This window comes from Mycobacterium hainanense (assembly GCF_041890355.1).
GTDB lineage: Bacteria > Actinomycetota > Actinomycetes > Mycobacteriales > Mycobacteriaceae > Mycobacterium > Mycobacterium hainanense.
Genome location: NZ_CP169059.1, coordinates 5,536,734 through 5,556,760, shown reverse-complemented (window position 1 = coordinate 5,556,760; position 20,027 = coordinate 5,536,734). Strand labels below are relative to the sequence as shown.

At 68.4% G+C, this 20,027-nt stretch carries 23 protein-coding genes and 1 pseudogene; 16 read left to right on the top strand and 8 right to left on the bottom strand.

All coding sequences use genetic code 11. The annotated features are described in order from the left end of the window. Nucleotides 1-6: 6 nt before the first annotated feature. Nucleotides 7-903: an alpha/beta hydrolase gene (locus ACEL92_RS26185; protein ID WP_374023462.1), complete on the bottom strand. Its 897-nt coding sequence runs from the start codon at nucleotides 901-903 to the stop codon at nucleotides 7-9. A 109-nt stretch (nucleotides 904-1,012) separates the two neighbouring features. On the opposite strand from ACEL92_RS26185, the gene ACEL92_RS26180 reads away from it, so the two are divergent. From ACEL92_RS26180 to ACEL92_RS26145, 8 genes are all read left to right on the top strand, one after another. Further along, a complete protein-coding gene (locus ACEL92_RS26180; RefSeq protein ID WP_374023460.1) occupies nucleotides 1,013-2,113 on the top strand; it encodes a diacylglycerol kinase in 1,101 nt (366 codons plus the stop codon). A gap of 16 nt (nucleotides 2,114-2,129) precedes the next feature. Beyond that, nucleotides 2,130-2,870 carry a glucose 1-dehydrogenase gene (locus ACEL92_RS26175; RefSeq protein ID WP_374023459.1) on the top strand — a complete coding sequence of 247 codons (741 nt, stop codon included), beginning with the start codon at nucleotides 2,130-2,132 and terminating at the stop codon, nucleotides 2,868-2,870. 39 nt (nucleotides 2,871-2,909) lie between these two features. Next, entirely contained in the window at nucleotides 2,910-3,500 is a 591-nt protein-coding gene (locus tag ACEL92_RS26170) for a TetR/AcrR family transcriptional regulator (RefSeq protein WP_068262525.1), read from the top strand. A 99-nt stretch (nucleotides 3,501-3,599) separates the two neighbouring features. Continuing rightward, on the top strand, nucleotides 3,600-4,352 hold the full coding sequence (locus tag ACEL92_RS26165) for a cysteine hydrolase (RefSeq protein ID WP_374023458.1): 753 nt from the start codon (nucleotides 3,600-3,602) through the stop codon (nucleotides 4,350-4,352). Further along, a complete protein-coding gene (locus ACEL92_RS26160; protein WP_374023457.1) occupies nucleotides 4,339-5,283 on the top strand; it encodes an aldo/keto reductase in 945 nt (314 codons plus the stop codon). Before ACEL92_RS26165 ends, ACEL92_RS26160 begins: the two co-directional genes overlap by 14 nt. Nucleotides 5,284-5,301: 18 nt before the next feature. After that, the gene (locus ACEL92_RS26155) at nucleotides 5,302-5,895 is read left to right on the top strand and encodes a DNA-3-methyladenine glycosylase I (protein ID WP_374026391.1); all 594 of its coding nucleotides are present in this window, start codon (nucleotides 5,302-5,304) and stop codon (nucleotides 5,893-5,895) included. A gap of 18 nt (nucleotides 5,896-5,913) precedes the next feature. Next, on the top strand, nucleotides 5,914-7,254 hold the full coding sequence (locus tag ACEL92_RS26150) for an FAD-binding oxidoreductase (RefSeq protein WP_374023456.1): 1,341 nt from the start codon (nucleotides 5,914-5,916) through the stop codon (nucleotides 7,252-7,254). A 34-nt stretch (nucleotides 7,255-7,288) separates the two neighbouring features. After that, nucleotides 7,289-7,639, top strand: a complete 351-nt coding sequence (locus ACEL92_RS26145) for a hypothetical protein (protein WP_374023455.1) — start codon at nucleotides 7,289-7,291, stop codon at nucleotides 7,637-7,639. Here ACEL92_RS26145 and ACEL92_RS26140 read toward each other — a convergent pair. The 4 genes and pseudogenes from ACEL92_RS26140 to ACEL92_RS26125 all read right to left on the bottom strand — a co-directional run bounded on the left by ACEL92_RS26140 (nucleotide 7,636) and on the right by ACEL92_RS26125 (nucleotide 10,415). Beyond that, nucleotides 7,636-8,178 (bottom strand): TetR/AcrR family transcriptional regulator, encoded by a 543-nt coding sequence (locus tag ACEL92_RS26140; protein WP_374023454.1) that lies wholly within the window; start codon nucleotides 8,176-8,178, stop codon nucleotides 7,636-7,638. The genes ACEL92_RS26145 and ACEL92_RS26140 overlap by 4 nt on opposite strands. A 28-nt stretch (nucleotides 8,179-8,206) precedes the next feature. Further along, nucleotides 8,207-9,043: a thioesterase family protein gene (locus tag ACEL92_RS26135; RefSeq protein WP_374023453.1), complete on the bottom strand. Its 837-nt coding sequence runs from the start codon at nucleotides 9,041-9,043 to the stop codon at nucleotides 8,207-8,209. A 13-nt stretch (nucleotides 9,044-9,056) separates the two neighbouring features. Then, complete coding sequence (locus tag ACEL92_RS26130) at nucleotides 9,057-9,875, bottom strand: SMP-30/gluconolactonase/LRE family protein (protein ID WP_374023452.1); 819 nt, start codon at nucleotides 9,873-9,875, stop codon at nucleotides 9,057-9,059. Nucleotides 9,876-9,939: 64 nt separating this feature from the next. After that, nucleotides 9,940-10,415: pseudogene (locus ACEL92_RS26125) on the bottom strand (SRPBCC family protein). Nucleotides 10,416-10,509: 94 nt separating this feature from the next. On the opposite strand from ACEL92_RS26125, the gene ACEL92_RS26120 reads away from it, so the two are divergent. The 3 genes from ACEL92_RS26120 to ACEL92_RS26110 are packed head-to-tail and all read left to right on the top strand — an operon-like array spanning nucleotide 10,510 to nucleotide 13,507. Continuing rightward, nucleotides 10,510-11,391 carry an acyl-CoA thioesterase gene (locus ACEL92_RS26120; protein ID WP_374023451.1) on the top strand — a complete coding sequence of 294 codons (882 nt, stop codon included), beginning with the start codon at nucleotides 10,510-10,512 and terminating at the stop codon, nucleotides 11,389-11,391. Nucleotides 11,392-11,405: 14 nt separating this feature from the next. Beyond that, on the top strand, nucleotides 11,406-12,326 hold the full coding sequence (locus ACEL92_RS26115) for an LLM class F420-dependent oxidoreductase (protein WP_374023450.1): 921 nt from the start codon (nucleotides 11,406-11,408) through the stop codon (nucleotides 12,324-12,326). Further along, complete coding sequence (locus tag ACEL92_RS26110; RefSeq protein ID WP_374023449.1) at nucleotides 12,326-13,507, top strand: acyl-CoA dehydrogenase family protein; 1,182 nt, start codon at nucleotides 12,326-12,328, stop codon at nucleotides 13,505-13,507. The genes ACEL92_RS26115 and ACEL92_RS26110 overlap by 1 nt, the downstream gene beginning before the upstream one ends. Nucleotides 13,508-13,541: 34 nt before the next feature. On the opposite strand, the gene ACEL92_RS26105 is transcribed toward ACEL92_RS26110, so the two are convergent. The 3 genes from ACEL92_RS26105 to ACEL92_RS26095 are packed head-to-tail and all read right to left on the bottom strand — an operon-like array spanning nucleotide 13,542 to nucleotide 14,976. Then, nucleotides 13,542-14,207 (bottom strand): DUF427 domain-containing protein, encoded by a 666-nt coding sequence (locus tag ACEL92_RS26105; protein ID WP_374023448.1) that lies wholly within the window; start codon nucleotides 14,205-14,207, stop codon nucleotides 13,542-13,544. Nucleotides 14,208-14,254: 47 nt separating this feature from the next. Continuing rightward, nucleotides 14,255-14,821: an SDR family NAD(P)-dependent oxidoreductase gene (locus ACEL92_RS26100; protein ID WP_374023447.1), complete on the bottom strand. Its 567-nt coding sequence runs from the start codon at nucleotides 14,819-14,821 to the stop codon at nucleotides 14,255-14,257. Nucleotides 14,822-14,826: 5 nt separating this feature from the next. Next, nucleotides 14,827-14,976, bottom strand: coding sequence for a hypothetical protein (locus tag ACEL92_RS26095; RefSeq protein ID WP_374023446.1), 150 nt, complete (start codon nucleotides 14,974-14,976; stop codon nucleotides 14,827-14,829). Nucleotides 14,977-15,222: 246 nt separating this feature from the next. Between ACEL92_RS26095 and ACEL92_RS26090 the strand changes: the two genes are divergently transcribed. From ACEL92_RS26090 to ACEL92_RS26070, 5 genes are all read left to right on the top strand, one after another. Further along, nucleotides 15,223-16,392, top strand: a complete 1,170-nt coding sequence (locus tag ACEL92_RS26090) for a CaiB/BaiF CoA transferase family protein (protein WP_374023445.1) — start codon at nucleotides 15,223-15,225, stop codon at nucleotides 16,390-16,392. Nucleotides 16,393-16,521: 129 nt separating this feature from the next. Continuing rightward, a complete protein-coding gene (locus tag ACEL92_RS26085; protein WP_374023444.1) occupies nucleotides 16,522-17,115 on the top strand; it encodes a hypothetical protein in 594 nt (197 codons plus the stop codon). Further along, entirely contained in the window at nucleotides 17,115-17,819 is a 705-nt protein-coding gene (locus tag ACEL92_RS26080; protein WP_374023443.1) for an NIPSNAP family protein, read from the top strand. The genes ACEL92_RS26085 and ACEL92_RS26080 overlap by 1 nt, the downstream gene beginning before the upstream one ends. A gap of 62 nt (nucleotides 17,820-17,881) precedes the next feature. After that, nucleotides 17,882-19,057, top strand: a complete 1,176-nt coding sequence (locus ACEL92_RS26075) for a cytochrome P450 (protein WP_374026390.1) — start codon at nucleotides 17,882-17,884, stop codon at nucleotides 19,055-19,057. Nucleotide 19,058: 1 nt separating this feature from the next. Continuing rightward, nucleotides 19,059-20,027: a zinc-binding dehydrogenase gene (locus tag ACEL92_RS26070; RefSeq protein ID WP_374023442.1), complete on the top strand. Its 969-nt coding sequence runs from the start codon at nucleotides 19,059-19,061 to the stop codon at nucleotides 20,025-20,027.

Here is a 20,027-nt window from a genome sequence, read left to right as displayed (position 1 = left end):
GCCCGGCTACGCCGCGCCCTTGAGGTGCTTGTCCAGGAAGGCGAGCTGGTCGGCGACGACACGTTCGAACGCGTCGTCGACATAGATCGCGAAGTGGCCCTCGGGATACAGCTTGACCTCACCCCGCGGAGCGTTGGCCGCATAGCGCAGCGTCGCCGCCGCCGGCGCCACCGAGTCGGCTTCACACACACAGAACAGGATCGGGCAGGGAATCTTCGCGGTCTCCCGGCCGGGACGGTAGGCCATGATCTTCAACGCGATGCGGGCCGCCACCTCGTTGGTCAGCTCCACGCCCTCGGGCACGAGCCTGAGGAAGCCGGGGTACGCGTCGGGGGTGCTCATCAAGGCAACATCGCCCGGTCTTCCGACGGCCGGCACCATGACCGGGGGCTTGCGCAGCCGGGCGGCCACCAGGTCGCGCGCCGCCAGGAGGCTGACCCGCGCCAAGACCAGCGGGTTACTGATGGTGCGCGCCGACGCGATGCCGTCGGTGAACGGGCACTGGGCGACCGCGGCGGCGATGCCCGGCAGTCGGGCCGCCGTGGCGATCACGTGGCCGCCGGCAAACGAGGTGCCCCACAATGCGATTCGTGCGTAGTCGATCCCTGGAAGGGTGCGCGCGTAGGCGACCGCCGCCGCCCAGTCGGCGAGCTGCAGCCCGACATCGAGCAGTTGGCGGGGGCGGCCCTCGCTGTCGCCGAAGTTGCGGTAGTCGAACACCAGACAGGCATAACCGGCCGCGCTGAAGCGTTCGGCGTACGCGTCCAGCCGCATGCTTCGCACCCCGCCCAGGCCGTGCGCCATCACCAGCAGGGGCGCGCGTTCGCCGCCCGCCGGCCGGTAGAGCCAGGCGCTGATCAGATCGCCACCGGACGGGAATCGGACGTCTTCGCGTTGTGTCATCGGCTAGTCATTCTGCCCGGGCGATCGCATCCAGTCCGCCGGTATGCGGCAAAGAATTTATGGACTACTGTCTAGAAACGTTTGGAGCGCTCAACGGACGGAGACTCTCATGGCGATCCGCGTCGCGCACGTCGGTACCGGAAACGTCGGAGGGTTGGCCCTGGCCGAGCTGATCACCAACCCGCAGTTCGAGCTGACCGGCGTGTGCGTGTCCACCCCGGAGAAGCTTGGCAAGGACGCCGGCGAACTCTGCGGCGTCGCCCTCGAACCCGGGGTCGTCACCGGGGTCGCGGCCGTCTCGGACCTCGACGCCCTGCTGGCCACCAAGCCCGAGTGCGTCGTCTACTGCGCGATGGGCGACACCCGGCTGCCCGAGGCGATGGCCGACGTCATGCGCATCCTGGCCGCCGGCGTGAACGTCGTCGGCTCGTCACCCGGGCTGCTGCAATACCCCTGGGGCGTGATGCCCGACAAATACATCAGGCGCGTCGAAGACGCTGCCCAGCAAGGTAATTCGAGCATCTTCATCAGCGGCGTCGACCCGGGATTCGCCAACGACCTGATCCCGTTCGCGCTCGCCGGGACCTGCCAGCGCGTCGAACAGGTGCGCTGCATGGAGATTCACGACTACGCGAGTTACGACGGCGCAGAGGTGATGCGCTACATGGGGTTTGCCCGTCCCATGGACGAGGTCCCGATGCTGTTGCAACCGGGCATCCTGTCCATCGCCTGGGGTACCGCGATCCGTCAGCTGGCCGCCGGCCTGGGTATCGAGGTCGACGAGATCACCGAGTCCTACCAGCGCGAGCCGGCGCCGGAGGATTTCGACATCGCGGTGGGCCGGGTCGCCAAGGGCACCGTGGCCGTGCTGCAGTTCGAGATCCGCGGCATGGTCAAGGGCCACCCCGCGATCGTCATCGAGCACGTCACCCGGCTGCGGCCCGACCTGCGCCCGGACCTGCCTCGACCCGCCGCGGGCGACGGCTCCTACCGCGTCGAGATCACCGGGGAGCCGTCGTACGCCGTCGACATCATCCCGAGCAGCCGCAAGGGCGACCACAACCACGCCGCGATCGCCGGCGCCGCGGGCCGCATCGTCAACGCCATCCCCGCGGTCATCGCCGCGCCACCCGGCATTCGGACCACGCTCGACCTGCCGTTGGTCACCGGCAAAGGCCTTTACGCACCAACCACTTTGGTGAGCAGCTAAATCGAAAGGAGTCCCTGTGGGACGGGTAGAAGGCAAGGTTGCGCTGATCAGCGGGGGCGCCCGGGGGATGGGCGCCGAGCACGCGCGGCTGCTGGCGTCTGAGGGCGCCAAGGTGGTGATCGGCGACATCCTCGACGACGAGGGCAAGGCGGTTGCCGACGAAATCGGTGACGCCGTCCGCTACGTCCACCTCGACGTCACCCAGCCCGACCAGTGGGATGCCGCGGTCGAGACCGCGATCAGCGAGTTCGGCAAGCTCAACGTGTTGGTCAACAACGCCGGGACCGTCGCGCTCGGACCGCTGAAGAGTTTCGATCTGGCCAAGTGGCAGAAGGTGATTGACGTCAACCTGACCGGAACCTTCCTGGGCATGCGGGTGGCGGTCGAGCCGATGATCGCGGCGGGCGGCGGTTCGATCATCAACGTGTCGTCCATCGAGGGCCTGCGCGGCGCGCCCATGGTGCACCCGTACGTCGCCTCCAAGTGGGCGGTACGCGGGCTGGCGAAGTCCGCGGCCCTGGAGCTGGCGCCGCACAACATCCGCGTCAACTCGGTGCACCCCGGCTTCATCCGCACCCCGATGACCCAGCACCTGCCCGAGGACATGGTGACGATTCCGCTCGGTCGCCCGGCCGAGTCGCGGGAGGTCTCGACGTTCATCCTGTTTCTGGCCAGCGACGAGTCGTCCTACGCGACGGGCAGCGAGTTCGTGATGGACGGCGGCCTGGTGACCGACGTGCCGCACAAGGAGTTCTAGCCCTGCGAAGATAGGCGACCGGTCGGCTAAGATCGAGGAATGCCGCGCCCGCCGAATCCCGAGGTGCGCCGCCGCCTCCTGGCCGCGGGGCTCGAATTGGTGCACGCGCGCGGATTTTCCGCGAGCGGCGTCAAGGACATCACCGACGCGGCGGGTGTCCCCAAAGGGTCGTTCTACGCGTACTTCCCGAGCAAGGAAGCGTTCGCGGCGGCCATCCTCGAGCACTACTGGGCCGACATCGAGGCGCGCCTGCTGCCGATCCTCGATGAAGCCGGGCCGGCACAGGACCGGATCACCCGCTTCTTCCACGCCCTTGCCGACGAGCACGAGGCCGGCGACTTCCTGCTTGGCTGCCTGATCGGCAACCTGTCGCTCGAGCTGGGCGGTTCGAGCGAACCGGTGCGCGCCGAACTCGTGCGCATTCTCGATCGCTGGGGCGCTGCCCTCACCGAGTGTGTACGGTCCGGACAGCGTCGTTCCGGCGGCGTCCGTCGCGATCTCGCCGCTCCCGAGCTGGCCTCCCAACTGATCGAGGCGTGGGAAGGTGCGGCCCTGCGGGGGAAGGTGACCCGCAGTAGGGCCCCGTACGACCGATTCGAGGCGACCACGGTCCCGGCGCTTCTGCACTGATGCGGTCGGCGGCGGAATCGTTCGCGGGCGACGCTTGTTAAATAGACGACTGGTCATTTATTATCGGAGGCCTACCCCTTCGGACCGTGAGGACGTGGCATGCCAGAGCCAACCAGAGACGCCGACCCGCAGACGCCCGAGCTGCCCGCTTCCGGCTTCGTGCTCGACCCCGATCGCGCCGCGCTGGTTCTCACCGATCCGCAGATCGATTTCCTGAGCCCGGCGGGAGCCGCATGGCAGGTGTTCGGCGACGGGGTCCGCGACAACGACGTCGTCGCCCATATCGGCGAGTTGCTCGACGCCGCGAAGCGGGCGGGCATCACCGTCGCCGTGTCACCGCACTACTTCTTTCCCACCGACAAGCAGTGGCGGTTCGGCGATCCGCTCGAGAAGTTCATGGACTACGTGGGCATGTTCGCGCGCCAAAGCGCCTACGCAACGGACGGATTCGTCGACTCCGGCGCCGACTTCCTGCCGGCGTACCGGCACCACATTCACGACGGCCAGACCGTCATCGCCTCACCCCACAAGATCGTCGGTCCCGAATCGAACGACCTGGTGCTGCAGCTGCGCAAACGCGGCGTCAGCCAAGTCGTATTGGCGGGAATGGCCGCCAACCTGTGCGTCGAAGGACACCTGCGCGAGCTCATCGAGCAGGGCTTCGAGGTCGCCGTCGTCAAAGACGCCACGGCGGGCCCGCGCCTGCCCGAATGCGATGGCTACCTCGCCGCTTTGGTGAATTTCCAATTCCTTGCCAGCGCAGTCTGGACGACGTCCGAAGCCGTCGCCCTGCTGACCAAGCCTGGCGATCCGCCGAAAACAAAGGAGGCCGAAGGCCATGACCCCGAATGAAAGTCTCAGTCAGCGCAGGTTCGCCCTAAACGATGGAAGCGGTGCGATCCCGGCGCTCGGGTTCGGCACATCGCTTTCCGACAACACCAAGACCCGTGCCGCCGTCACGGCCGCGGTCCAAGCGGGTTTCCGTCACCTCGACGCCGCCGAGCGGTACCGCAACGAAGCCGAGGTCGGCGCGGCGCTCAAAGACCTCTTCGCGCAACGCACGGTCCGACGCGAGGAATTGTTCGTAACCACGAAGTTGTGGAACAACAATCATCGACCGGAACGGGTGGAGCCCGCCCTGCGGGCGAGCCTGAACAGGCTCGGGCTGGACGCGGTGGATCTGTATCTGGTGCACACCCCGTTCGCGTTCCGGCCGGGAGACGACCAAGACCCCCGCGACATCCATGGGGCCGTCGTCTACGACGACGGGGTCACGTTGGCCGAAACCTGGGCGGCGATGGAAGCCCTTGTCGACCAAGGTCTTACGCGGGCGATCGGCCTGTCCGACATCGACGCCGAGGGCACCCGAACGATTCTCGAGACGGCCCGCATCAAGCCGGCGGTCGTGGAAGTCGAGTCGCATCCCTATCACCCCCAGTGGGAGCTGCACCGGATGCGCGAGACCGACGGCATCATCCTGTTGGCCTTCGCCTCGCTCGGTCACGCGCTGGAACCGCGGCTGCTCGATGACCCTCTCGTGGTATCGATCGCTCGACGGCTCGGCAAGACGCCCGCCCAAGTGCTTCTGGCCTGGGGCATTCAGCGCGGCAGCGCCGTCCTCACCGCCTCCGTTTCACGGGAACGCATCCGCGAGAACTTCGATGTCACAGCGCTTCCCGACAGCGCCATGCAGGAGATCAACGAACGGCTCGACACCCGAATCCGGTTCAATTCCGTTGTAGACGCCGGCGAGCCAGGCTTCGCCGAGGTGCCGCGGGGCTAGGGTCGTGGAGTGAGAGCGATGGCCGGCGTCGGCGTGCCGACCCACCTTGCCAGCGTGATCCCCGGCCCCGACGGCGTCACCCGCTGCCGATGGGCCACCGAAACGGGCCGCGACCTGACCGCGTACCACGATCACGAGTGGGGAACGCCGACACACGACGAGGCCCTGCTCTTCGAGGCGCTGGTGCTGACCTACTTCGAGAACGGCCTGTCGTGGGTGACCGTGTTCGACAAACGGGACAACCTGCGCAAGGCGTTCGACGGATTCAACCCGGCGGCGGTCGCAAGAATGACGCCCGCCGACGTCGAAAGGTTGATGACCGACACCTCGATCATCCGCCATCGAGGCAAGATCGAGGCCACGCTACACAACGCCCGCCTGCTATCGACAGACTCGCTGTCGCGACTGGCGTGGCAACATCAGCCGCGCAGGCACCATCGGCTCCGAAGCTTCGGCGACGGGCGGATGGTGAGTCCGGAGTCGCACCGGCTTTCGGTCGCACTGCGGGAAGCGGGTTTTCGCCTGGTCGGGCCCGTGGTCGCCCACTCGTTCATGCAGACCGTTGGAATTGAAAACGGCCATTTCGAGGGCTGTTTTCGGGCAGCGGCGTGAGGTGCTATAACCGCGGGCATGCTGCGTAGCCTGGCCGAGGTGGTCGGACCGACCCACGTCGTCACCGATCCGGACGTGCTCGCGGGCCGCAGCGTCGACCACACCGGTCGCTATCGGGGGCGGGCCAGTGCGCTGGTGCGCCCGGGTTCGGCCGAGCAGGTCGCCGAGGTGCTGAGACTCTGCCGGGACGCCGGGGCGCACGTGACCGTGCAGGGCGGCCGCACATCGCTGGTGGCCGGCACCGTTCCCGAGCACGACGACGTGCTGCTGTCCACCGAGCGGTTACACACCCTCGCCCCTGTCGACGGCGTCGAGCGCCGTGTCCGGGCGGGCGCCGGCGCGACGCTGGCCGCGGTGCAGCGCGCCGCGGGGGCCGCAGGCCTGCTGTTCGGCGTGGACCTGGCCGCGCGGGACACCGCGACCGTCGGGGGGATGGCGTCGACGAACGCCGGCGGACTGCGCACGGTCCGCTACGGCAACATGGGCGAACAGGTCGTCGGCCTAGAGGTGGCGCTGCCCGACGGCTCGCTGCTGCGCCGCCACAGCCGGGTGCGCCGGGACAACACCGGCTACGACCTGTCGGCGCTGTTCGTCGGCGCCGAGGGCACGCTCGGCGTGATCACCTCGCTGGAGCTGCGCCTGCACCCCACCCCGGCGCGACGGGTGACCGCGGTCTGCGGGTTCGACGACCTGGCGGCGCTGGTGGACGCGGGCCGGACGTTCCGGGATGCCGAGGGCATTGCGGCGCTGGAACTGATCGACCGGCGGGCCGCCGCGCTGACCGGCGAGCACCTCGGGGTCGGCGCCCCGGTCGAAGGGGGCTGGCTTTTGCTGGTGGAGTTGGCCGCCGACGACGACCCGACCGACCGGCTCGCCGACCTGCTCGACGGCGCGCGAATGTGCTGCGAACCCGCGGTCGGCGTGGATGTCGCTGCGCAGCAACGGTTGTGGCAGGTGCGTGAATCGCTCGCCGAGGTACTCGGCGTGTACGGGCCGCCACTCAAGTTCGACGTCTCCTTGCCTCTGTCGTCGATCGACGAATTTGCCAGGCAGGCAGTCGATTTGGTCGGGACCCACGCGCCGGAGGCGCTCCCCGTGCTGTTCGGCCACATCGGGGAGGGCAATCTGCATCTCAACGTGCTGCGCTGCCCGGTCGAGCGGGAGCAGGCGCTGTACGGGCCGATGATGGAACTCATCGCACGATCCGGCGGCAACGTCAGCTCCGAACACGGCGTCGGCACGCGCAAGCGGCCCTACCTGGGCATGTCGCGCGAGCCCGCGGACATCGCCGCGATGCGGACGATCAAAGCCGCGCTGGACCCGACCGGCTACCTCAATGCGGCGGTGCTGTTCGACTGATCGTTCTTGTGCCGGCTGACATACGCTGGGCTACATGGCATCCGGAATCTTCGACACGCCCATCTCCGGAATCGTCAACAATCTGTTCGGCGGGATGATCGACGCGCCCGTCGTCGGCCGACTGGTACGACGCGGGCTGATCAAGATTCGCTACGTCGGCAGGCGTTCGGGCAAGACGATCCAGACCCCGGTCGGGTACCGCCGCTCCGGCGATGGCATCGTCATCAACGTCATGTCGCCCGATAGCAAGACGTGGTGGCGAAACTTCCTCGGCGACGGCGGTCCGATCACCCTGCTCAACTTCGACGGCGTCGACCGCACCGGACACGCGATCGCCAGCCGAGACGAGAAGGGCCGCGTCCGGGTCGCGGTGCAGCTCGACTAATCGGATGGCGGCTTGATGCCGACCGCGTGGCGCAGCTGCGCCAGGAACTGGTCGGCGTCGTCGCTGCGGACGATGTAGTGCGAGATCGCGATCCGGATCACGGTTGCCGCCTTCACCGCGGCATTGGGTCCGGGCAGGTGCCGCTGCAGGCCCTCCCGCATCTGCGGGATGACGCCGCCGAACTGGGCGATGGTGTGCTCGGGCTCGACGTCGACCATGCGGACGCCGGAATACGAGTGCTGGTACTCGACGATGAACCGCAGCACGGCGTCGAGCTTGTCGACCCCCTTCAGGCCCGCGGTGGCCCGCACCAGGCCGCTCTCGAAGATCTGCCGCTCGTAGCTCGAAAAGGCCGACAGCAGCTCCTCTTTGGACGCGAACCAGCGGTAGAGCGTCGGACGGGAGACCCCGGCCTGGGCGGCGACGTCGGAAAGGCTGAGCTTGGTCTTACCGTTGCGGCCGAGCACCTCGGCGGTCGCGTCGAGGATGCGCTGACGCGTCGAGGTGTCGGGCTCTACGGTCTGGGCCGGCCGGCTCATATCTGCAACTCTACGAAGTGATGGAAGGTCATTTCGCCTGCCGGCCGGACTTGGGCGGGCGGGGGCGCACCAGGACGGACTGCTGAATGGCCCCGACGGCGCCCTGCTCGTCGAACAAGGTGCCGACCGTGGTGCCGATGCCGTCCGGGCCGTAGTTGGTCTCGGCGCGAATGCCGATCCAGTCCCCGTCGGGAACCCGGAACACGTGCACGGCCAGATCGGTGTTGAGGAACGTCCACCGGCTGATGTCCAGCTTGCTGCCGATGCCGTTGGCGCAGTCGGCGACGGCGAACAGGCGCTCCAGCGGTGTCATGCTCTCGCCGGTCACCAGGTCCACGGTCGGGTGGATCCACGACTCGCCCGGCCCCTCGCTCAGCGGTTCGGTCAGCCACAGCCAGTCCAGGCTGTGCACGTAGTTGCGGTCCCAGTCCCGCGCCGTCAGGTTGCGGTCGCGCGCCTCGCTGCGCGGCGCGGGCATGTCGGGTGCGGCGTGGGCCACCTCCCGGGTGTCCAGCGTCTGCAACCGCCAGCCGCTGGCGCGGGCGACCGGGCGGGGCGCGCCGTCAGGACCGGGCGCCAGCATCTCGGCACCGACCAGCTCGATCTGTTTGCCGCCGCGCTGCACCTGCGCGTTGACCCAGAGGTCACCCTCGGCGGGCACCCCGCCCAGCAGGTCGATCACGACGCGGGACAGCCGGGTGTCGTCGCGCTGGTCGCACCGCTCTAGGGCGCGGACCAGCAGCGCGGACACCGGCCCGCCGTGCTGGATCGCGGCCGACCAGGTGCCGCGCGCCAGGTCGGTGGCCCGGAACTTTTCCCCCAGCGGGTCGGCGCCGTCGACGAGCTCGTAGTAAGAGTCGGTCATCGTCAACCTCTCGTCAGGGCAGGCCGGCGCCGGGGGTGGTCACCGTGACGGCGTCCAGCCGGGACAGCCGGGTCCCGACCAGGCGCTGCGGATGGGCGTCCGTGCTGGACAACAAGAACAGTGTCCTGCGCTCGGGGCCGCCGAGCGCGCAGGCGATGGCGACGCGCTCACCCATGTCGATGCGGTCGGTCACGGCGCCGCCCTCGATGATCCGCTCGAATTGGTGGGCCAGCGTCATCGACGCCCACACCGCGCCGTCGGCGTCAAGCGCGATGCCGTCGGGTGGGCCGTCGAGGCCCTCGGCGAAAACGCGGCGGTCGGCCAGCCCGCCGTCCTCGTCGATCGTGAACGCCGTCAGCCGCCGGCCGATCGACTCGGCGACGATCAGGGTCCGCCGGTCGGGCGTGATCACCATGCCGTTGGGGAAGTCGAGGTCTTCGGCGACGACGCTGGCGCTGTCGTCCGGGTCCAGCCGGATGATGCAGCCGCCGCTGAACGCCTGGCATCCGATGTAGGCGCGGCCCGCGTCGTCGATGACCATGTCGCCGAGGTTGGCCGGCGCCAGGTCGGCGAGATCGGCGATGGGGTCGACGGTTTCACCGTCGTAGCGGAGCACCTTGCGGTCTTCGGCCGACACGATCAGCAGCGATCCATCGGGTCGGAAACCCAGGCCCGACGGCGAGTGCCCGGGCAGCGGCAGCGTGGTCACCGACCCACCCATGGTGGAGGTGTGCACGGCCTCGCCCAGCATGTCGGAGAACCACAGCAGACCCTCGAACCAGCGCGGGCCTTCGCCGAAGCAGAAGCTGTTGGCCAGCGGTTCGGGAATCATCCGCGCACCCCCTTCACCGCTTTACAAAACACCGCCAAAGTGTCATGCACTGCGGGTATCGGTGTCAATCTCGTGACTTGGCGAGTTCGCGCGCGACCGCCTCGTGGTACGCATCGATCTTCGCGGGATTGACCTGCTGAAAGAGCTGATCCGGCAGGGGGCGTGCTTGGCCGCCTCGATCGTCATGGTCCGCGAGAACAGCGTGACGTCCTGCCCAGGTCTGGTGAACCGGTACGCCACGGTGATCCGGCCCTCGAGCCCGCCGTTCCCGTCGCGATCGTGGCCCAGTCGCCCGATCGAGGTGAACACGAAGAGCGCCGGGCGCACGGCGGCCGCCAGTTGCCAGGTGAAGATGCGGTCCCCGTCGGGGCCCGCCTCCTCCCAGGTGTCGCCGACCCGTAGCGGCAGCGTCGGCAGCTTGCCGATGTGCGCGCTGCCCGGGTAGGTCTTCGTCCAATTCTCCGGGTTGGTGACGAAGTCGTAGACGGTCTCGGCGGACTGGGTGAACACGGTTTCCGAGGTGCTGGTCACGATGCCCAATGCGTTGCCTCCCTGCCTTTGTTAGCCAAGCTTTACAAATCTTAGTCAAAGTGTCACGCTGTGCGATGAGCTGCCAACGAGAGATGGGGCCGATTTGACTACCGAATCTGAGCAGACTGAGTGGACGGTTCAGGGGCTCCTTGATCTGTTCGACGTGCAGGCCGATGGGCAGGACCGGTTCACCGGCGACACCGGCATCGCAGGCGGCGACGAACGGCAGGTGGTGGAGGGCACGCAGGTGCTCGCCCAGGCGATTGTCGCGGTGGCCAAGCGATTTCCGGACAAATCGGTGCGCTCGGCCCACGCGGTCTTCTCCCGCGCCGTGACCGTCGGCCCGCCCATCGAGCTCGTCCTGGACGTCGTCGCCGAGGGACGGTCCACCGCCACCGCCGTGGTCGCCGTGCAGCAGAACGGGCGGCGCTGCCTGAGCATCACGGTGCTGGCCGACGTCCCGACCGGTGACGTCATCCGCCATCACCTGCCGCGCCCCGACGTGACCGGGCCTGCCGGTGCCAACCCCTCGCCGATGCCGATGGTCGGCCGTGAACTGCGCCTGGTCGACGTCGTCGATGTCAACAGCCCCGACGAGGTCGGGCCCCCGGAGCTGTACGCGTGGCTGCATTACGACCCGATCCCGGAACGGGACGACCTGGCCAAGGCGCTGCTCGCGTACTTCACCGGCCACCTGGGCATCTCCACGACGATGCGGGCGCACGCGGGCATCGGCACCGCACAGGCCCACCTGACCGTGTCCACCGCACCGATGACCATCTCCGTCGTGTTTCACGAACCGGTGCGCTGGGACGGCTGGCTGCTCTACACCCACGAGAGCACCCAGGTCGGCGCGGGAATGTCCTATGTGCGCGGCACGGTGCACTCCGAGGAGGGCGAGCTGTTGTGCTCCTTCGCCCAAGAGGCGTTGATCCGCCCGCTGCGCACCAGCGACACGGCGATCGACTCCCGCGCACGGTTCTAGCGGCTGGTCGCGTCATGCGCTTCACCATCACCCACCCCATGCACAGCCACCCGTACAACCCGGAGCTGGTGAGCGGGGACGGCATCGCGAAGGTGGCTGCCGCCACCGAAGCGGCCGGCATTCACGGGTTCGGCTTCACCGATCACCCGGCGCCGTCGCAGCGCTGGCTGGAGGCCGGCGGTCATGACGCGTTGGATCCCTTTGTCGCGCTGGGTTTTGCGGCCGCCACCACGAGCACGCTGCGGCTGATCCCCAACATCGTGGTGCTGCCATACCGAAACCCGTTCGTGGTGGCCAAGTCCGGCGCCACGCTGGATCTGCTCTCCGGCGGCCGGTTCACGCTCGCGGTCGGCGTGGGTTACCTAAAGCGCGAGTTCGCCGCCCTCGGCGTGAGCTACGACGAACGTGCGGAGCTGTTCGAGGAAGCGTTGCAGGTGATCCGGGCGGTCTGGACCGGCGACGACATCGCCTTCGAGGGACGGCATTTCAGTGCCCGCGGGATCACCGCGCACCCCCGGCCCGTCAGCGACCCGCACCCGCCGATCTGGATCGGCGGTAACACGTCGTCGGCGCGGCAGCGGGTGGCGCAGTACGGCGACGGCTGGTGCCCGTTTCCCGCGCCGCCCCAACTGGCCCAGACGGCGGGCACCGCCGTGATCGACTCGGCCGAACGCCTGCGCGAGGGCGTCGACGACCTGCGGCGCCGCTGTGATGCCGCGGGCCGGGACTGGTCGACGATCGACATCACCTTCACCAACTTCGCGGGTGGCAGCGTCACCGACGACGACTTCAACGCCGACGCCTACCTCGACGGCTTGGAAAAGCTGGCCAAGCTGGGCGTGACGTGGGTCAGCGTCCACCTGCCGGGCGACAGCATCGCCCATGCGCTCGAGACCCTCGACCGCTTCCGCACCCTGGTGATCGACGCCGCCTGATGGACTTCTCCCGCGTCGAACTCTCACCCGAGGACCAGGCCTTCCGCGACGAGACCCGGGCGTTTATCGCCAAGATCGTCACCGACGAAGTGCTGCACCGGCAGCTGGAGTTCGGCGAAAACTTCGACGAACACGTGCATTTGGCGTTGGGTGAGGCCGGCTACCTGGAATCGGATTGGAAGCTGGAGTCCGAGGGCGGATTCAGCCCGGTCCGCCGGCGCATCTTTCAGCTCGAGATCGCCCGGGCGCATACGCCGTGGTATCACTGGGGCACCACGTCCGTGGTCGCGCGGCTCGTGCGCGAATTCGGAGCGCCGGAACTCGCCGAGCAGGTCGTGCCCGGTGTGCTCTCCGGCGAGATCCGGCTCTGCCTGGGCTATACCGAGCCCGAAGGCGGTTCCGACGTCGCCACCTGCAAGACACGCGCCGTGCGGGAGGCGGATGGATCTAGCTGGATCATCAATGGCTCCAAGATGTTCACGTCGAACGCGCAGAACGCCCGGTACGTCTTCCTGCTCACCAACACCGACCCGCAGGGGCGCAAACACAGGAACCTCACCATGTTCCTGGTGCCGCTGGACACGCCCGGGATCGAGATCCAGGGCATCCGCACCCTGGACGGAGACCGCACCAACATCGTTTACTACAGCGACGTCCGCGTCGACGACCGTTACCGCATCGGCGAGGTGAACGGCGGTTGGACGGTGATGCGCGCGGCGCTGGACTCCGAGCACGGCATCGTGGACCCGGAAGATCATGGCCTGCAATACATTGCGGCGATGTCGGCGCACGGCGACCTGATGGCCGAGGTCGTCGACGCCGTCGCGGCGGCCGCCGCGCAACCCGGCCCCGACGGGCGGCGCCCGCTGGACGACGACTCGGTGAAATACCGGCTCGGGCGCGGCGTCGCGCGGATGGAGGCGGCGCTGTCGGCGCCCGGGATGTTCGGGCGGGTCGCGATCGCGCAGACGATGCGCGACGTCACCCCGGACCTGATGGACATCCTGGGGACAGCGTCGGCGTTGCCCACCGAGACCACAGGTTCCGCCACCGACGGTGCGGCAGAACACCTTTACCGGCTGGCGCTGCCGCTCGGGATCTACGGCGGCACCTTAGAAGTCTTCCGCAACATGATCGCCCAGCACGAGCTCAAGCTGGGACGCCCCAGTTACGGCGGCTAGCTCCACTCCGCCGCGAAAGTTGCACTTTCGCGGCTCAAGTGTGTGGCAGCTCGGCCACCACATCCGCCCGGGCGAGGTCGAAGCTGAAACACCCCTTGATGGGCAGGCTTTCCGGCGGGGGATCAGGGTAACTCCACGCGACATCCTCGACGCCGCCCGCGGACCAGTAGGTGGCAAACCCCTTGTAATTGCAATAGCTCAGCGTGTCCGAGCGGCGCAGCAGGTCGGTGCGGACGTGCGCCGGGTCGACGTAAAGCCGCGGCGCCAGCGACGTTTCGAACAGGATCACGGTGTCGTCGGTGTCCACCAGCACCGCGCCGGCGACCGAGACGCGCAGGCGGCGCCTGGTGGGGCGGCAGTCCACGCGGTGATAGGGATTGGGCGGGTAGTGGACGAGTTCGCGGCCCTCCTCCAGCCAGGTGTCGACGGCGTCCCAGGGCACGTGTACGTAGCCCGGCGCCTCCGGCTCGGGTTCGGTGGGCAGGTCGCCGACGTCCCCGGCGCGGAAGGCGTAACTGAGCGGTCGGCCCCGCCGGTGCACCAGCAGCGCCCCTTCGGTGTCGATCACCAGGCGGCCATCCTGGAACGCTTGCACGCGACGCGGATGAGGCTCGATGAAGACGACGTCGCCCGGCAGTGGGGGCGAGAATCGCCCGGCCGGATCACTGCTGAGCGGACCACGTCCGGCAACCAGGCTCATGATGTGAGGCTAGACCTTCGACCGCCGGGATGATGGCGGGGACGGGGTCACTGGTCCGCATCGAGCAGCGCCGCGTACTGGCGCTCGAGCACCTTCGTGGCGCTCCCGCCCCAGAGATCGGCCAACGACCTCGACAGCGGATCGGGGAAGATTTCGTCATCGTCGTTCTCCACCCCGTCAAAGATGGCGCGGGCCACGGATTGCGGCGAGGCTTTCGGTATGTCGAGGCCGCGGGTCATCTCGGTGTCCACCGGCCCGGTCAGCACGGCATGTACCCGCACTCCCCGTCCGGCCAGGATGGCACGCAGCGACTGCGTCATGGAGAACGCGGCAGCCTTGGAGACGGAGTAGGCCGGGATGAGCGGCAAAGGGGCCAACGCGTTCACGGAGAGATTGTTGACAATCGATCCTCTGGAACGGACCAACAGCGGCAAGAAGGTCTGGATGACGGCGTAGGTGCCGAAAAGGTTGACCGCCAGATGCTGCTGAAGCGCCGAGGGGTCGGTCAAATCATCGTAGAGCGCAACGCCGGCATTGTTGATGACGATATCGAGCGAGTCCACCCGCCCGGCCGCCGCCTCGAGATGGGTCTTGTCGGTGATGTCCAGGGTCAACGGCGTCACGCGCGGTCGCCGTTGTCCGCCAAAGCCTTTCGGGTGCCCACGTACACCCGTCCCGCGCCCCTCTGCAAAGCCTCCTCGGTCAGCGCGCGCCCGATGCCGCGATTGCCACCGGTGACTAGAATCGCTTTGCCCGAAATTGTGGCCACGATCGTCTCCTTTCTCGTTGGGTCGATCGGCAAGCCGCGCAGCCGCGCAGCTGCTCGCATCTATTCCGATACACCGCGGCGCGCAGAATCATCGGTCGGCAGGTCAAGGCTCCCGCTACCGGGCATGTAATCCCGAGGAGGCGTGCGCTTCGGCGCAATCGCCACCGAATGTCACGCTAGCGTGGCACTCACTATGCAGCGTCACGCTGGCGTGACATTCGGAGAGCGCAGAGTAGGAACTTAGGCATGGCGGGACCAATGGAAGGCATCGCGGTCGTCGAGCTCGGGGTGTGGGTGGCCGGGCCGGCCGCCGGCGGCATCCTGGCCGACTGGGGCGCCGACGTCATCAAGATCGAGCCGCCGAGCGGTGACCCCGGGCGCCTGTTCGGCCGGATGCTGGGCTGCGACCTCGGCGTCAACCCGCCGTTCGAGATGGACAACCGCTCCAAACGCAGTGTCGTGCTGAACCTCGCGCAGGAGGCGGACCGCGGCACCGCATTCGAATTGCTCGGCGACGCCGACGTTTTCGTCACCAACGTGCGGCCCGGCGCGCTGCAACGGCTGGGGCTGGATTTCGAATCCGTGGCCGCCCGCAACCCTCGGCTGGTCTACGGCCTGATCACCGGCTACGGCGAAACCGGGCCCGACGCCGACCGGGCCGCCTACGACGTGGCCGCCTTCTGGTCACGCGCCGGCGTGGCGCACCTGCTCACCCGCCCCGGTGACACCCCGCCGTTCCAGCGGGGAGGAATGGGTGATCACTCGGCCGGCATGACCCTGGCCGCGGCGATCTGCGCCGCGCTGGTGGCCCGGCAGCGCACCGGGACCGGCCAGCTGGTCACCACGTCGCTGTACCGCCAGGGCGCGTACACCGTGAGCTTCGACCTCAACACCTATCTGCTGACCGGTCAGCCGATCGCCGTCGGACAACGCGAATCGATGGGCAATCCCTGCATGAACAACTACGCGACCGCCGACGGCCGGCGATTCTGGATCGTCGGGCTCGAGGGCGACCGGCACTGGCCCCCGCTGTGCCGCGCCGTCGGCCACCCGGAATGGCTGGACGATCCCCGCTTCGGCGACGCCTACGCGCGCTTCGTCAACGCCACGGAGTTGATCACCGAGCTGGACGCCATCTTCGCCACCCGGACCCTCGACGAATGGGCCCAGGCCTTCGCCGCCGAGCCCGACTTCTTCTGGGCGCCGGTGAACAGCCTGGAAGACGTCGTCGCCGACGAGCAGTTCCACGCCGCCGGCGGCATCGTCGACGTGCCGGACGGCGAAGCCGGCGTCGCGATGGTCGCCACCCCGGCCGATTTTCACGGCACCCCCTGGGCGCCGCGTTCTGCGGCACCGGAACTCGGGCAGCACACCGAGGAAGTACTCGCCGAACTCAAGGCGCGCCGCGGCTCGTGACCACCGGTCGCACCTTTACAAAATTGCTCCTAAGTGTCACGCTGTCCGGTGAGCCGCGCGAGGCGGCACAGCCCAGGACAAGCGTTGCGGTCAGCGCCAGTTTCGGTGCGGCGGTGAGGAACGGATTGCATGGTCACTTCAACGTTCGACATCAGCCATGGTGGCCGGGTCAAGGCCGCCCGGGCCAGCCGCGCGGACCGAGATTGTCTGCGATACCGGCTCGACGTCATGGCGGCGAGCGCCGTCGATGTCGTCCAATCGGCAGGAGGGTGGCTCTACGACCGGGCGATGGCCGGGTGGCAGGTGACCGTGCTACTGCCCGACGGCAGCGACGCCCGGTCGCTGCGGATCCTCGGCGTGCAGGCGCTGGACTCCGAGGAGTACTTCGCCACCATGGCCGCGGGCACGAAGAGTGAAAGCCTGGCGGTGAGCGCCGAGGCGTTTGCGGCGGACGCGCGGGTGCGCGACCGCGTGTTCGAATCGCTGGACGACCGGCTGACCGAAGTCGCGTTGTGGGGCCAAGCGCCGACCGGATGGCCACTGCGGGTGGATCGCGGGGTGGCCCGCGCGCAGTACGCACTCAGCGCGGCCGCGCGCAGGTTCAAGGGCCACGCGCTGGCGGCGGCCGGAATCGATTGCGCCGCGGTCTATTCCACCGAGACGCTGCTCTGCGACTTGGCAACCTGTGGGCGCGGCGACTCGGGGTTGGTCCGGCTCGACTGATGAAGAAGTACTTTGGCCACACGCTGCTCTATCTGCACGAGACAGTCGCGCTCGGCACCGGGCGCAGCGACCACTTCACCGAGGTCTTCTGCGACACCTACCGGCCGATGATGGACGAGCTCGGTGCGCGGCTGTTCGCGATCTGGGAGACCACGCCGTACAACGGTCACTGGCCGCAGGTGACGATCATCTGGGAGATCGACGGGTTTGCCGACTACGCACGAATCGGGGCCGCCCAGGCGCGCGGCGGCAGCCACGAGGCGGCGGCGGGCAAATGGTCGGCCTTCCTGGCCGACATCGGCGCCGTGGGTGAGGGACGAATCATGTACCCCGGGCCCAGCAACAAGACCCTCGCCCAATTACGCGAGGCCGATTTCACTGCGCCGCTGGTGATTCAGGAGATCATGCAGACCAAGCCGGGGCGTCAAGACGATTACATCCGCGAACTCGAGCGCCTCTACGTCCCCTGGTCGGAACGCACCGGCAAGCGCTGGCTCGGCTCGTTCACGACGACCTTCCGCTACAACGAGGTCATCCACTACTGGGCGTTGGACGGCGGCTGGGATTGCTTCGCCAACCACTATCCCTCGTGGAAAGACAGCCCGCCCGCCGAGATCGTCACCTGGATGAGCGTGGCGCCCGCCCTGCGCGACGGCTGGGAGGACTCGATCCTGCAGGCCCTACCGCCCTCACCGCTGCAGTGACGGGGCAGCCAGAGGACCTGGACTCCACCGACTTCGCCTACGACCCTTTCGACGCGCGGGTGATGGCGAATCCGCTGCCGTACTACCGGATCCTGCGCGACCACCATCCCGTCTACTACATGCCGCGGTGGGACACCTTCGCGCTGTCCCGGTTCGAGGACATCTGGCAGGTGCTGGAGGTCAACGACGGCACGTTCGTCGCGTCCGAGGGCACCCTGCCCGCCGCGTCCGTCCTGGCCAAGCACAACACCGGGCCGGTCGCCGACCCGCCGTTGCACCCGCTGCCGTTCCACGCGGTGTTCGACACGGACCTGTACGCCCAGATCCGGCGCGCCCACTCCCAGCCGCTGCGCCCCAGATCGGTCGCCGGCTGGGAGGCGCGGATCCGCCGGCTGGCCAACGAGCGGCTCGACGAGCTGCTGCCGCGCGGTTCGTTCGACCTGACCCAGGACTACGGCGGCATCGTCGTGGCGTCCGTCGTGTGCGAATTACTCGGAATTTCACCGGATCTCGCGCCAGAGGTGCTGGCCGCCGTCAACGCAGGCAGCCTGGCCGAGCCCGGTGTCGGAGTGGACACCGCCGAGGCGCGGCCCAATTATTTCGAGTACCTGCTGCCCGCGGTGCGCCGCCGCCGCGCCGACCGGTCGGGCGAGCCGCTCGCCGTCGTCGACGGCCTGCTCGGCTACCGCCTGCCCGACGGCAGCCCGCTCGACGACGTCGAAGTCGCCACTCAGATGCTCTGCATCTTCATCGGTGGCACGGAGACGGTGCCCAAGATCGTCGCCCACGGGCTGTGGGAGCTCATCCGGCGGCCCGACCAACTGGCCGCGGTGCGCGCCGACCCCGAGACCGCCGTGCCCGTCGCGCGCGAGGAGATGATCCGGTTCTGCGCGCCGGCGCAGTGGTTTGCCCGAACCGCGCGGAAGCCGTTTACGCTCCACGGCCAGACCATCCGCCCCGGGCAGCGCGTCATCACGCTGCTCGCCTCGGCCAACCGCGACGAACGGGAATACCCCGATCCCGACGCATTCATCTGGGACCGGCCCATCCGCCGCTCGCTGGCCTTCGGCCGCGGGCAGCACTTCTGCATCGGCTACCACCTCGCCCGGCTGGAAGTCGCTGTGCTGCTGCAAGAGTGGTTGCGCCGGGTGCCCGATTTCACCATTCAGGCGGAAGCGGCCAGGCGGCTGCCCTCCAGCTTCCAATGGGGTTGGAACAACATCCCGGTGGAGGTCTGACGTGTGGTCCTACCGGATCATCGCGCCCTACCAGTTCGAGCGGACGACGATCGCGGAGAAGACGCCCGAGTGCCTCGCCGACGGCCAGGTCCTGCTGCGGTTCATGGCGGCAGGCGTGTGTGGCAGCGACCTGCCGGCGTTTCGCGGTGCCCGCGGCCGCCTTCCGGGCGACGACGGGATCAGCGCGGCCGAAAAGGACGGCTTTCCCATCCATGAAGTCGCCGGCGAGGTGATCGCCAGCCGCCATCCCGCGCACTGCCCCGGCGACCGAGTTGTCGGCTGGGCGTCAGGGTTCAACGGCATGATGGAGCGCGTGGTCAGCGACGGCGATGGCCTGGCGCCGTACGACCCCGCGCTGACTCCGGCGCAGGCGGTCGGCCTGCAACCGCTGGCGTGCGTCCTTTACGCCTGCGAGCAGCTGCCGGATCTCGCCGACAGGCATGTGGCGATCATCGGGCAGGGATCGATAGGCCTGCTGTTCTCCTACGTCGCCAAGGCGGCCGGCGCCCGGCGCGTCACCGGGGTCGACCCCGTCGACAGGTCAAGCGTGGCAACGGCGTTCGGCGTCGATGACCCGGTGCGCGCCACCAGCGATCGGTGGGTGAGTCAACTTTCCGCGGGCGACCGCGCCGACGTGGTCATCGAGGCGGTCGGCCACCAGGTGGCGACGCTCGGCCACGCCATCGAGGCCGCGGCACCCGGCGGCACGGTCTTCTACTTCGGTGTCGCCGACGACGACGCCTATCCCATCAACATGCGCGCCATGTTGCGCAATAACCTGACGCTGAAATCCGGTGTGACGCTGGACCGGCGGCGGGTGCTGGAGCTCGCCGGCAAGTTCGCCGCCGAACATCCCGAATTGCTCGCCACCTACCTGACGCACACGTTCGGCGTCGACGAGGTGCAGAGTGCCTTCGAGTTGGCCTGCCGGCCCGTCGCCGAGCGCATCAAGATCGCGATCGGAGTGTGA

Bases quoted from the DNA above. Each gene is read 5' to 3' on its own strand.
- ACEL92_RS26105 (WP_374023448.1), bottom strand. From the start codon at position 14,207: ATGAGCCTGGTTGCCGGACGTGGTCCGCTCAGCAGTGATCCGGCCGGG.
- ACEL92_RS26165 (WP_374023458.1), top strand. From the start codon at position 3,600: ATGCCAGAGCCAACCAGAGACGCCGACCCGCAGACGCCCGAGCTGCCC.
- ACEL92_RS26080 (WP_374023443.1), top strand. From the start codon at position 17,115: ATGAAGAAGTACTTTGGCCACACGCTGCTCTATCTGCACGAGACAGTC.
- ACEL92_RS26085 (WP_374023444.1), top strand. From the start codon at position 16,522: ATGGTCACTTCAACGTTCGACATCAGCCATGGTGGCCGGGTCAAGGCC.
- ACEL92_RS26090 (WP_374023445.1), top strand. From the start codon at position 15,223: ATGGCGGGACCAATGGAAGGCATCGCGGTCGTCGAGCTCGGGGTGTGG.
- ACEL92_RS26075 (WP_374026390.1), top strand. From the start codon at position 17,882: ATGGCGAATCCGCTGCCGTACTACCGGATCCTGCGCGACCACCATCCC.
- ACEL92_RS26170 (WP_068262525.1), top strand. From the start codon at position 2,910: ATGCCGCGCCCGCCGAATCCCGAGGTGCGCCGCCGCCTCCTGGCCGCG.
- ACEL92_RS26150 (WP_374023456.1), top strand. From the start codon at position 5,914: ATGCTGCGTAGCCTGGCCGAGGTGGTCGGACCGACCCACGTCGTCACC.
- ACEL92_RS26115 (WP_374023450.1), top strand. From the start codon at position 11,406: ATGCGCTTCACCATCACCCACCCCATGCACAGCCACCCGTACAACCCG.
- ACEL92_RS26135 (WP_374023453.1), bottom strand. From the start codon at position 9,043: ATGACCGACTCTTACTACGAGCTCGTCGACGGCGCCGACCCGCTGGGG.
- ACEL92_RS26180 (WP_374023460.1), top strand. From the start codon at position 1,013: ATGGCGATCCGCGTCGCGCACGTCGGTACCGGAAACGTCGGAGGGTTG.
- ACEL92_RS26130 (WP_374023452.1), bottom strand. From the start codon at position 9,875: ATGATTCCCGAACCGCTGGCCAACAGCTTCTGCTTCGGCGAAGGCCCG.
- ACEL92_RS26160 (WP_374023457.1), top strand. From the start codon at position 4,339: ATGACCCCGAATGAAAGTCTCAGTCAGCGCAGGTTCGCCCTAAACGAT.
- ACEL92_RS26185 (WP_374023462.1), bottom strand. From the start codon at position 903: ATGACACAACGCGAAGACGTCCGATTCCCGTCCGGTGGCGATCTGATC.
- ACEL92_RS26140 (WP_374023454.1), bottom strand. From the start codon at position 8,178: ATGAGCCGGCCGGCCCAGACCGTAGAGCCCGACACCTCGACGCGTCAG.
- ACEL92_RS26110 (WP_374023449.1), top strand. From the start codon at position 12,326: ATGGACTTCTCCCGCGTCGAACTCTCACCCGAGGACCAGGCCTTCCGC.
- ACEL92_RS26155 (WP_374026391.1), top strand. From the start codon at position 5,302: ATGGCCGGCGTCGGCGTGCCGACCCACCTTGCCAGCGTGATCCCCGGC.
- ACEL92_RS26145 (WP_374023455.1), top strand. From the start codon at position 7,289: ATGGCATCCGGAATCTTCGACACGCCCATCTCCGGAATCGTCAACAAT.